The following is an 11049-nucleotide window of genomic DNA, read 5'->3' on the forward strand; positions in this document are numbered from 1 at the left end:
CACGCGTCCGTGAGCTGCGGTGGCGAAATACGCGGGAGAGGCGGGGGATTCACCGAGGTCACCACACCACTCACGTTACTGGCGAGTTACAAGGTGCGTAAAGACCGGCGATTTCACCGATGCGGCGCGCGTAGACCCGGCCTGACACTCCAGCCAACCCCGCCCCATATCAGGAGGCACCATGCAGCGCCGTATGCGACGCATCACAGCAGCCTTCTCGGCCGTCCTGTCCTCGATGCTTCTGTCCCTCTCGCTCACCGCGACTCCCGCCCAGGCCGCCACCCACAATCCGATCGTCTTCGTGCACGGTCTCAGCAGCTCGTCTAGCAGCTGGAACGACTGGGTCGCCGACTTCAAGGCCGACGGCTACACGGCCTCCGAGCTGGACGCCTGGACGTACTCGTGGTCCCAGTCGAACGTCACCACGGCTCAGCAACTGGCCACCGAGGTCAAGAGGGTTCTGGCCGCGACCGGCGCCTCGAAGGTGGATCTCGTCGTCCACTCGATGGGTGCGCTGAGCGCTCGCTACTACCTCAAGAACCTCGGCGGAACCGCGTACGTCGACGACTTCGTCTCCGCGGCCGGCGTCAACCACGGCACCACGGTCGCCTCCTGGTGCTCGTGGCTGTACACCTCGTGTGCCGAGATGTACACCGGGAGTTCGTTCCTGACCTCGCTGAACTCGGGCGACGAGACCCCGGGCAGCGTGTCGTACGCCAGTTACTGGTCGAACTGCGACGACGCGCTCACCCCGGACACCACCGCGATCCTCAGTGGAGCCACGAACGTCGAGGTCGGTTGCATCTCGCACGACGAGATGAACAACGACTACGGCGTCTACCAGCAGGTGCGCGACTTCATCGCCTGATCCCGCCGACAGCGAGTGGTGCACGGGTCCCGTGAGCGGGGACAATCGCGGTAAGGCCCGTCCTCCCCGGGAGGTCCCCATGCCGCTACGGTCCGCCGCCGGCTCCGCCAAGGTGCCGCGGGATCCCGTGCACCATCCGCTGTTCGCGCGTTACTACGCCCGGCTCAGCTCCGCCGCCGAGACCGGCATGGGCCTCGGCGCCCTGCGGCACCGGCTGCTCGCCGGGCTCTCCGGCCGGGTGATCGAGATCGGCGCCGGCAACGGACTGAACTTCGCGCGCTATCCGGGCACCGTCTCGGAGGTCGTCGCGATCGAACCCGAGCGTCTGCTGCGACAGTTGGCCGTGGAGGCGGCGATGCGCTGCGAAGTGCCCGTCGATGTCGTGCCGGGCGTGGCGGAGGCGCTGCCCGTGAAGGCGGAGGCCTTCGACGCGGTCGTGCTCTCGCTGGTGCTGTGCGGTGTCCGGGACGTCTCCCGCGCGCTCGCGGAGGTACGGCGGGTGCTGCGGCCCGGTGGCGAGGTGCGGTTCTTCGAGCACGGCGTCGGCGGCGGGCCCGCGATGCGGTTCACCCAGCGCGCCCTCGACCGCACGGTGTGGCCGGCGCTCGCCGGCGGCTGCCATCTGTCCCGGGACCCGGTCGCCGCGTTGCGGGACGCGGGGTTCGAACTCGGCCCGTACCGGCGGCTGTTGCTCGCCGAGAAGGGACCGCGGCTGCCCATCTCGTACTGCGTGATGGGCAGCGCGTGGCGTCCCCCGGAGCCGGATGCAGATGGCTCATAGGCTCCACTGGCGAAGCTCGTGCGCGATGTCCTGCACCGAGGCGTCGCCCGTCTTCACCAGTCGGGCGAGCTCACGCACCTGCTCGGGCGAGGTGACGACCTTGACCCCGCTGGCGATCAGGTAGGCGTAGGCGACCGCAGAGGCGAACAGCGCGTTGGAGCGCTCCAACGCGGGTACGTGCAGCAGGAGTTGGAGCAGGGCGGCGGCCCTGGCGTGCGGGTTGTCGTAGACGGGGATGTCGAAAATCTCGGCCTCGTGGCGGGCGACGGCGGCGACCAGAGCGCCCCAGTCGGAGACCTGGGGGTCTCCGGGCGTCTTCCGTTCGGCGATCATGAGGAGCCAGGCGAGGTCGATCCTGAGGTTGCCGGAGTTGTCCAAGGGGTCAGTGACGACCTTCGCGCTTGCCTTCACGGTCCGTGCCGAATTCCTCGGCGAAGACGGACTCGTACTGCTTCATGAAGTCGGCGGCGGCCTCCACGAAGGTGTGGCCCGCCTCGCCGGTGTCATGTCTGACCAGCTCTTCGATGTAGCGGTTGACGCTCATCCCACGGGCGAGGGCCTGTTCGCGTGCTGCCCGGGCGGTGCCCTCGTCCACCCGGACGTTCAGCTGAGTCTTGGGCATATCTCGAAGCTAGCGCGTGAGTGCTAGCACCGGCAAGGGGGCCACCTGGGAGTGAAAAGGGATACCGGGTGTGCGCCTCGTCACACTACGCTCGGCCGGGACAAGGAACGAGGGACGTCGGTACGACATCGGGCCGGCCACGACCAGCAAGCCACTGAAGGAGGCAGCCTTGTCCACACCTGCTGCGGAGCACGCCCCCGGGCACGCGGAGGCGGACGGGACCGCGGCCCGCGCCCGTGCGCTGACCAAGGCGTACGGGTCGGGCGAGACGACCGTCCTCGCCCTCGACTCGGTCGACGTGGACATCGCGCGCGGGCGCTTCACCGCGGTCATGGGACCGTCGGGGTCGGGCAAGTCCACGTTGATGCACTGTCTGGCCGGGCTCGACACCGTGTCGGCGGGGCAGGTGTGGCTCGGCGACACGGAGATCACGGGGCTGAAGGAGCGTGATCTGACCCGGCTGCGGCGGGACCGGATCGGGTTCATGTTCCAGTCGTTCAATCTGATCCCGACCCTGAACGCGGTCGAGAACATCACTCTGCCCATGGACATCGCGGGCCAGAAACCCGACCAGAAGTGGCTGGACCAGGTCATCGACTCGCTGGGGCTGCGGGACCGGCTGAAACACCGCCCGGCGCAGCTGTCCGGCGGGCAGCAGCAGCGCGTGGCCTGCGCCCGGGCGCTCGCCTCGCGCCCCGAGCTGATCTTCGCGGACGAGCCGACCGGCAACCTCGACTCGCGCGCCGGTCTTGAGGTCCTCGGCTTCCTGCGCGACGCCGTCGACGACCTCGGCCAGACGGTCGTCATGGTGACCCACGACCCGGGCGCCGCCGCCGTCTCCGACCTGGTGCTCTTCCTCGCCGACGGACGGATCGTGGACGAGATGGCGCGGCCCACGGCGGAAGCGGTCCTGGAGCGGATGCGTCTGTTCTCCGGCGGCCAGAGTCAGACACAGAGCCGGTCCGCCTCGCCCGACACCCCGTCCCGCACCGAGCCCACCGACGAGGACTGACGCCCCGTGCTGAAGGCAACGCTCAGGAGTTTTCTCGCCCACAAGGGCAGACTGCTGCTCTCCGCGCTGGCCGTGGTCCTGTCCGTGGCGTTCGTCGCGGGCAGCCTGATCTTCTCCGACACGGTCACCCGTACCTTCGACCGGCTCTTCGCCTCCACCTCCGCCGATGTCACCGTGAACCCCCGGACGGACTTCAAGGGGTCGGTGCCCTCCGGCGAGGTCCTGACCCTGCCCGCCTCGCTGGCCAAGCAGGTCGCCGGAGTCGCCGGAGTCGCGGACGCGCATGCGGACGCGTCGGTCGACAACCTCACCGTCGTCGACGACCGGAACAAGTCGGTCTCACCGACCTCCGGCGCCCCCACCATCGCCACCGACTGGTACCTCACCGACCGCAGCCCCGTGAAACTCACCTCCGGCCATGCCCCCCGGGGCGACGGCGAGGCGCTGCTCGACGCGGACACCGCCGACAGCAAGGACGTGGGCATCGGCGACACGCTCACCGTGCACGCGCAGCCGGGGTCGTTCAAGGTCAAAATCGTCGGGATCGCCACCTTCACCACCACCAACCCGGGCGCGGCGCTGCTCTTCCTGGACACGAAGACCGCGCAGACCAGGCTGCTCGGAGCGCCGGACCGGGCCACGAGCATCTCGGTGACCGCCGCGAGCGGGGTGAGCGACGCCGAGCTGAAGAGCCGTATCGCGCAGCGGATCGGCACCAGCGACTACGAGTTGCAGACGGCCTCCGAGCAGGCCGAGTCCTCCGCGGAACAACTCGGCGGATTCCTCGATGTGATCAAGTACGTGATGCTGGGCTTCGCCGGGATCGCGGTGCTCGTCGGGGTCTTCCTGATCGTCAACACCTTCTCCATGCTGATCGCCCAACGCACCCGCGAACTGGGCCTGTTGCGGGCGCTCGGCGCCGACCGGCGGCAGGTGCGGCGGTCCGTGCTGACCGAGGCGGTGCTGCTCGGCCTGGTCGGCTCGACGCTCGGCCTCGCCGCCGGGATCGGTCTCGCGGCCGGACTGATCCGGCTGATGAGCGCGTTCGGCATGAACCTCAGCTCGGCCGACATGGTGGTGGGCTGGGCGACGCCCGTGTCGTCGTACGCCGTCGGGCTCGGCGTGACCTTCGTGGCGGCCTATCTGCCGGCCCGGCGGGCCGCGGTGGTCTCCCCCATGGCCGCGCTCTCGGACGCCGAGATCGCCGGGGTGGGCAAGCCCCTGCGGGTACGGGCGGTGGTCGGCGCCATCGTCGGGGCGCTCGGGGCCGCCGCGCTCGTGGGCTGCGCCACCGCCGACGAGACATCCACCTCCGCTTCCCTGCTGGGACTCGGGGTCGTCCTCACGCTCATCGCCACGGTCATCGCGGGCCCGCTGCTGGTCCGGCCGGTCATCCGGGTGCTGGGCGGCGCGTTCCCCGCGCTCTTCGGGCCGGTCGGCCGGATGAGCCAGCGCAACGCCCTGCGCAATCCCCGCCGTACGGGGGCCACGGCCGCCGCGCTGATGGTGGGCCTCGCCCTGGTCGGCGGGATGTCGGTGGCCAGCGCCTCGATGACCAAGTCCTTCGACCAGCAGATCGACAAGACGCTCGGCGCCGACTTCGTCGTGCAGAACGACAACTTCGTGCCGTTCCCCGAGGAGCTCACCGACAAGGTGCGGGACACGAAGGGGGTCGGTCTCGTCGTACGGCAGCGGTTCGTGCCGGTCGCGGTGCGCTTCCCGGACGGCAAGCGCCTGGAGACCACGGCCGCCGGGTACGACGCGCGGCTCGACGACGTCGCCCATGTCACCTACGCGCAGGGCGACACGGCCGCCGCACTCGCGGACGGCCATCTGGCGCTGTCCGCCGACTACGCCAAGGACCACGGCGCACGGATCGGCACCGTGCTGCCGGTGCAGTTCCCCGACGGCGGACGGACCCAGCTGACGGTCGCCGCCCTCACCGACCAGGACAGCGCCGAGGGGTTCGGCACGCAGGGCGGGATCTACTTCGGGATCGCCGTCGCCGAGCGGTTCGTGCCCGGCGGGCAGGAGTCCGCGCTGTACGTCAACGCGGCCGACGGCACGAGCGTGGACCAGCTGCGTCCCGCGCTGGAGCGGACCCTCGAGCCGTATCCCCAGGTCAAGGTGCGTGACCAGGCCGACTACAAGGAACTGATCCGCAACCAGATCGCCGTACTGCTCTACCTGGTCTACGCGCTGCTGGGCCTCGCGATCGTCATCGCGGTGCTCGGCGTGGTCAACACCCTCGCCCTGTCGGTCGTGGAGCGCACCCGCGAGATCGGGCTGCTGCGGGCCATCGGGCTGTCACGGCGTCAGCTGCGCCGGATGATCCGGCTGGAGTCGGTGGTCATCGCCGTGTTCGGCGCGGTGCTCGGGCTGGGGCTCGGGCTGGTGTGGGGCGTGTGCATACAGCGGGTGCTGGCGCTGCAGGGCATGGAGGCACTGGCGATTCCCTGGGTCACGATCGTCCTGGTGGTGGTCGGCTCGGCGGTCGTCGGGATCGTCGCGGCGCTGCTGCCCGCGCTGCGCGCGTCCCGGATGAACGTCCTGGCGGCGATCGCGCACGACTGACGGGGAGCGCGGCGCCGGGTGTCTCCGCTCCCGGCGCCGGGCTTCGCGTACCGCCGTCGCCCGGCCAAGTCCCGTGGCGATGCGTGCAGTCGTGTCGCCGCCGATCGGGTTGTACGTACATCGGCGCGCAGGACGGGAAGTGACGACAGGTCAGGCCATCAAATGCCTGGTCAGAGCCCTGCTGCTGGTGTCGGGGGATGGTGGGCGGCCGGTCCGGGTGCCGCCGTACGGGTCAGCCGGGCGGGCGGCTCGAGTGGTGGGTCCGGCGGGTCTGGCTGACGGTGGATCACGTCGAGGTCGGGTCTCGTCAGCTGACATCACGTCAGCGCCCCGGCCGCGGCGGAAGGACTTCGATCATGCGCTCTGCCCGCCTGCTCCTCGCTACCGCGACGGCCACGGCCGCTCTCGCGATCGCCGCACCCGGCGCTTTCGCCGCCGACGGCGGCGACTGGGACCACGGTGACTCTTCATACAGCAAGGAGCACGACAAGGACAGCAAGCACGACAAGCCGAACGGTGGCATGCACACGGGTGGCGGTGCGCTCACCGCGGTGAACGAGGGCGACTGGAGCAAGGGCGACAGCGCGGACGAGAGCAAGAAGGGCGGCTGGGAGGCCGACAAGGAGGAGGCCAAGGGCTCCTGGAACTCCGAGGACAAGGAGGAGAGCAGCAGCAAGGGTGACTGGGGCGGCAAGGGCGAGTGGGGCGGCAAGCACGAGAAGCCCAGCGGTGGCATGCACACCGGTGGCGGCGCGCTCGCGTCCCCGGGTGTCACGGCCGGCGGGCTGGCGGCCCTGGCGGTCGTCGGCGCGGGTGCGTTCGCGATGCGTCGCAGGAACGCGGCCGACGGGGTGTCCTGACCGATGCCTGACATAGCAGCCGGGGCCGTCGCGTGCGCACATCCGCCTGTGCGCACTGCGGCGGCCCGGCCGGTTTAGTCCCCCTCTTCTGTCTCCTGCTGTGCCCGTGTTCCAGTGAGGTGGTTCCCGATGGCAGCCCGGTTGCCCTCCCCTGTCGCATCCCCGTCGGCGCCGCCCAGGCGGCGCTTTGTCGTACGTCTGATCGCCTGGTCCGTGGTCCTCCTGATCCCGGCGGTCTTCCTCTTCTCCGGGAACGACGAGCCGTCCGACGACGCCCGCGCGCCCCGGGTCGCCGTAGCGCACGCCCCGTCCGTGTCGGCCACGCCGAAGGCCTCGGTGGCCCCGAAGGGCGGAAAGCAGCTGCCGCGGGCGCGGCCGACGCGGCTGCGGATCCCGGCCATCGGCGTGGACGCCCCCTTCGTCGGCCTCGCCATCGGCGCCTCGGGCCAGCTCGAGCCCCCGCCCGCCGACGACGTGAACCTGGTCGGCTGGCAGGCGAACGGCGTGTCGCCGGGTGAGGCGGGGACCGCGATCATCGCCGGGCACGTCGACACGGCGACCTCCCCCGCCGTCTTCGCCGGGCTGAGCGAAGTGGAGAAGGGCACCCGCTTCTCCGTCAACCGGTCCGACGGTCGTACGGCCGTCTTCGTGGTCGACAGCGTGGAGACGTTCGCGAAGGACGACTTCCCCGACGAGCGGGTGTACGCCGACACCCCGCAGGCCCAGGTCCGGCTGATCACCTGCGCCGGTGACTACGACCACTCGGTGAAGGACTACACCGACAATCTCGTGGTCTTCGCCCACCTCGTCTGACCCCGCGCGGCCCGTCCCGGCCCTTCGGGATCCCCCGGGAGCCCACCTGGGTGATCAGCGGTGGCGGGCCGGAACACCCGCTCCTAGCTTCGGCATATGACCAGACGACAGATCACCCACCTCGTATGTACGGCGGCTGTTGTTGCCTCAGGGCTGGGAGCGGCCGCTCCGACCGACCACCGCACGGCGCATCAGCTGCTCCGCGTCCACCGGGTGCAGCCCGGCGAATCGATCCAGCGGGCGGTGAACGCCTCACGGCCGGGGGACACCGTTGTCCTCTCCCCCGGCACCTACCACGAGAGCGTCAGCATCACCGTGCCCGACCTGACCCTGCGGGGCTCCCTCGCCGGGCCGGCCGTCATCGTCCCCGGACCGGCCTCCGCCGACGGCACCTGCGCCAAAGCGGGCAACGGCGTCTGTGTGACCGGCACCAAGAGCAGTCCCGTCAAGGGCGTCACCCTTCGCTCGCTGACGATCCGGAACTTCACCAAGAACGGCCTGTGGGCCTCGTGGACCGACAAGCTGAAGGTCCAGAACGTGACCGCCGAGAAGAACGGACAGTGGGGCCTCGCCCAGGAGAGGTCCGTGCGCGCGGTGTTCAGCCGCAACGTCGCCGAGCAGAACGGTGACGCCGGGCTCTTCGTCGCCAACACCGTCGACCGGGAGGACGGCGCCCAGGACTCCAAGGGCACCGTCGTCAGCCACAACCGTCTGGTCGGCAACCGCATCGGCCTCACGGTGCGGCGGCTGCGGAACCTGACCGTCGAACGCAACGACGCGACCGGGAACTGCGCCGGGGTGTTCGTCGTCGGCGACGAGGGCACCCCGCGCGCCGGGGCGATGACCCTACGCCGCAACCACGTCCACGCCAACAACAAGCTGTGTCCGAAGACCCCCCGGCTGCCCTTCCTGCAGGGCTCGGGCATCGTCCTCACCGGCACCGAGAAGACGCTGGTGACGAAGAACCGGGTCGAGGACAACGTGGGCGCCTCCCCGCTGTCGGGCGGCATCGTGCTGTTCAAGAGCTTCGTGGGCGCCCTCAACGAGAACAACGAGATCCGCGACAACGTGGTGCGGCGCAACAGCACGGCCGATCTCGTCGACGGGGACCCCGGCAGGAACAACACCTTCCGCGGCAACACGTGCGGGGTCTCCGAACCCGCGGGAATGTGCTGACGCCGACCCGACTCGAACGACTCCCTCACCCACTCCCCACTCCCCCACACGCACGGCACGACGACAGAGGCGAGGCAACAGATGACGACCGTTGATCCGGCTCCGCCGGCTTCCCCCACTCCCTCCGCGCCCTCCGCTCCCTCCTCTCCCCCAGTCCCTCCGGCGCCCATGCGCCTGAGGGAACTCGTGTTCGGGGCGGCCTGCGCCGCCGCCGTACGCGCCGCCGCCCGTCTGGGTGTCGCGGACGCCCTGGACGACTCCCCCCGGACTGCGGAGGACCTGGCGGCGGCGGTGAAGACCCGGCCCCACACCCTCAGGCGGCTGCTGCGCGCGCTGACCTGCCAGGGCGTGTTCGAGGAGCGCCCCGACGGCACCTTCGTCCACACCGAGATGTCCCGGCTGCTGCGCGAGGACGATCCGCACAGCCTGCGGTACATCGCCCTGTGGTGCACCGAGCCATGGACGTGGAGCGTCTGGCCGCAGCTGGACGAGGCGGTGCGCTCGGGCCGGAACGTCTTCGAGGACATGTACGACCGGGAGTTCTTCTCGTACCTCAACGAGGAGGCCCCCGAGTCGGCGTACGTCTTCAACCGGGCCATGACGACGTCCAGTGAGCAGTCGGCGCGGGACGTCGCGAACCTGCTGGACCTGACCGGGGTCTCCTCGGTCGCGGACATCGGCGGCGGCCAGGGCCGGGTGGTGGCGAGTCTGCTGGAGAAGCACCCCGCGATGCACGGCACGCTGCTCGACCTGCCCGGCGTGGTGGAGAACGCCGACCCCCGGCTGCGCGACGGCGGTTCGCTGGCCGCGCGGGTGAGCATCGTGGCCGGGGACTGCCGGGAGGACATCCCCGTACAGGCGGATGTGTACATCATCAAGAACATCCTGGAGTGGGACGACGACAGCACCCGCCGGGCGCTGGCGAACGTCCGGAAGGCGGCGCGGCCCGGTGCTCGGGTCGTGGTCATCGAGAACCTCGTGGACGACACACCGTCGATGAAGTTCACCACCGCCATGGACCTGCTGCTGCTCCTCAATGTCGGCGGTGCCAAGCACACCCGGCAGAGCATGGTCGACCGGCTGACCGAGGCGGGTCTGGTCATCGGTGAGGTCCGTCCGGTCAACGCGTATCTGCACGCGTTCGAGTGCACCGTCCCCGACAGCTGACCGACCGCCCACCACAAACCCCGAGGCCGGTACCGCGTCCACTCGCGGTACCGGCCTCGGGGTTTCGGCGCTCAGGAGCGGGCGTCGCGCTCCCACTGGTAGAAGCAGTGCGCCATGGCGTCCTTGGGGCTGCGCCAGGTCTGCGGGTCGTACGCGGACACGTACGCCGACAGCTTGTCGCTGATGCCCCGGAACTCGGGGTGTCCGGCGACCTTCGCGATGGCGGGCGCCGGGTCCTGGTCGGCCTCGATGAAGTGCAGGTACACGTCGCCGTACTGGAAGAGGCTGCGGCGGGTGACACCGACGAGGTGCGGGAGTTCACCACTGTCGGAGGCGGCGAACAGGTCGGCGATCGCCGGCGCCGAACCGGGTGCCATCCGGGCGACGATCAGGGCGTGATGCATCGGGGGTCCTTCCTGGGCCGGTGGGTCAGCTGGGCAGGGGCGCGTTCTGGCGTTCGCGGGCGACCTGCTCGATGCGGTCCCGGATGAGCGCCATCTGCGTACGGGAGTTGCGGTTGATGTTGTCCGTCATCCACTCGTCGTCGACGGGGGCGTCGGGCTTCATCGCGAAGTCCTGCGTCCAGCGCATCTGGGTGCCGCCCGGCAGCTCCGTGTACTCCCACAGGATGTTCATGTGGGCGAAGGGACCCGTCTCGATCCGGCGGGCCCGGACGACCCGGTTGGCGCGGTCGACGGTCCGTTCCGAGATCCAGCTCCAGACCTTGCCGTTGTCGTCCGGGTACATGGTGAGGCGGAAGGCGGTGGTGTCGCCCTCGCGGGAGAGCACCTCGAGGGAGGAGTACTCGGTGAAGAGCTGCGGCCAGTTCTCGATGTCGTTGGTGATGTCCCAGACGAGGTCGAAGGGGGCGTCGACGGTGATCGTGTTCTCGGTGTGTCCTGACACTTTCAGGCTCCAGCCTTGAGGGTGCTGTTGACGAGGTCGAGGAACTCCTGGGGCGTCTTGCAGCGCTCGGAGTCGGGGGGCAGCGAGCGGCCGTACTGGTTCTCCAGTTCGCCGACGATGCCGAGCAGGCCGAGCGAGTCGAGGCCGAGGATCCCGAAGGGGGTGTCCGAGGCCCGCTCCAGCTCCCGGGGGTCGACAGTGACTCCGGCGCCCCTCTTCATGAGGGTGGCCAGTTCGTCGTAGGTCACTTGGGTGGTGAGCATGCGGGTG

The 11049-nt window shown here is 70.0% G+C and carries 13 protein-coding genes; 8 read left to right on the forward strand and 5 right to left on the reverse strand.

Annotated features, from left to right (window positions below; genetic code table 11):
* Nucleotides 1-181 precede the first annotated feature (181 nt).
* Nucleotides 182-868 (forward strand): alpha/beta fold hydrolase, encoded by a 687-nt coding sequence (locus ABZ855_RS14940; RefSeq protein WP_360806569.1) that lies wholly within the window; start codon nucleotides 182-184, stop codon nucleotides 866-868.
* A gap of 79 nt (nucleotides 869-947) precedes the next feature.
* Complete coding sequence (locus tag ABZ855_RS14945) at nucleotides 948-1649, forward strand: class I SAM-dependent methyltransferase (protein ID WP_360806572.1); 702 nt, start codon at nucleotides 948-950, stop codon at nucleotides 1647-1649.
* Here the strand turns inward: ABZ855_RS14945 and ABZ855_RS14950 are convergent.
* Both ABZ855_RS14950 and ABZ855_RS14955 read right to left on the reverse strand, forming a co-directional pair.
* Nucleotides 1644-1982: a fic family toxin-antitoxin system, toxin component gene (locus tag ABZ855_RS14950; protein WP_319204106.1), complete on the reverse strand. Its 339-nt coding sequence runs from the start codon at nucleotides 1980-1982 to the stop codon at nucleotides 1644-1646. The two genes, ABZ855_RS14945 and ABZ855_RS14950, sit on opposite strands and share 6 nt — an antisense overlap.
* 49 nt (nucleotides 1983-2031) lie before the next feature.
* Complete coding sequence (locus tag ABZ855_RS14955) at nucleotides 2032-2271, reverse strand: toxin-antitoxin system HicB family antitoxin (RefSeq protein WP_319203886.1); 240 nt, start codon at nucleotides 2269-2271, stop codon at nucleotides 2032-2034.
* A 169-nt stretch (nucleotides 2272-2440) separates the two neighbouring features.
* On the opposite strand from ABZ855_RS14955, the gene ABZ855_RS14960 reads away from it, so the two are divergent.
* The 6 genes from ABZ855_RS14960 to ABZ855_RS14985 all read left to right on the forward strand — a co-directional run bounded on the left by ABZ855_RS14960 (nucleotide 2441) and on the right by ABZ855_RS14985 (nucleotide 9873).
* A complete protein-coding gene (locus tag ABZ855_RS14960; RefSeq protein WP_360806575.1) occupies nucleotides 2441-3283 on the forward strand; it encodes an ABC transporter ATP-binding protein in 843 nt (280 codons plus the stop codon).
* Nucleotides 3284-3289: 6 nt separating this feature from the next.
* Nucleotides 3290-5857: an ABC transporter permease gene (locus tag ABZ855_RS14965; RefSeq protein ID WP_360806578.1), complete on the forward strand. Its 2568-nt coding sequence runs from the start codon at nucleotides 3290-3292 to the stop codon at nucleotides 5855-5857.
* Between the two features lie 356 nt (nucleotides 5858-6213).
* Complete coding sequence (locus ABZ855_RS14970) at nucleotides 6214-6717, forward strand: hypothetical protein (RefSeq protein ID WP_360806581.1); 504 nt, start codon at nucleotides 6214-6216, stop codon at nucleotides 6715-6717.
* 129 nt (nucleotides 6718-6846) lie between these two features.
* Nucleotides 6847-7530 carry a class F sortase gene (locus ABZ855_RS14975; protein WP_360806584.1) on the forward strand — a complete coding sequence of 228 codons (684 nt, stop codon included), beginning with the start codon at nucleotides 6847-6849 and terminating at the stop codon, nucleotides 7528-7530.
* A gap of 96 nt (nucleotides 7531-7626) precedes the next feature.
* The gene (locus tag ABZ855_RS14980; RefSeq protein WP_360806587.1) at nucleotides 7627-8706 is read left to right on the forward strand and encodes a right-handed parallel beta-helix repeat-containing protein; all 1080 of its coding nucleotides are present in this window, start codon (nucleotides 7627-7629) and stop codon (nucleotides 8704-8706) included.
* A 168-nt stretch (nucleotides 8707-8874) separates the two neighbouring features.
* Complete coding sequence (locus ABZ855_RS14985; protein ID WP_360806590.1) at nucleotides 8875-9873, forward strand: methyltransferase; 999 nt, start codon at nucleotides 8875-8877, stop codon at nucleotides 9871-9873.
* A gap of 71 nt (nucleotides 9874-9944) precedes the next feature.
* Here the strand turns inward: ABZ855_RS14985 and ABZ855_RS14990 are convergent, their stop codons facing one another.
* Genes ABZ855_RS14990 through ABZ855_RS15000 form a run of 3 tightly spaced genes read right to left on the reverse strand, consistent with a single transcriptional unit; the run spans nucleotide 9945 to nucleotide 11042 of the window.
* Entirely contained in the window at nucleotides 9945-10277 is a 333-nt protein-coding gene (locus tag ABZ855_RS14990; protein WP_319203901.1) for a TcmI family type II polyketide cyclase, read from the reverse strand.
* Between the two features lie 25 nt (nucleotides 10278-10302).
* The gene (locus ABZ855_RS14995) at nucleotides 10303-10779 is read right to left on the reverse strand and encodes an SRPBCC family protein (protein WP_360806593.1); all 477 of its coding nucleotides are present in this window, start codon (nucleotides 10777-10779) and stop codon (nucleotides 10303-10305) included.
* A gap of 2 nt (nucleotides 10780-10781) precedes the next feature.
* Nucleotides 10782-11042 (reverse strand): phosphopantetheine-binding protein, encoded by a 261-nt coding sequence (locus tag ABZ855_RS15000; RefSeq protein ID WP_319203905.1) that lies wholly within the window; start codon nucleotides 11040-11042, stop codon nucleotides 10782-10784.
* Between the last annotated feature and the right edge of the window lie 7 nt (nucleotides 11043-11049).

Origin of the sequence: Streptomyces sp. NPDC047042 (assembly GCF_040644035.1) — a bacterium.
Classification (GTDB): Bacteria; Actinomycetota; Actinomycetes; order Streptomycetales; family Streptomycetaceae; genus Streptomyces.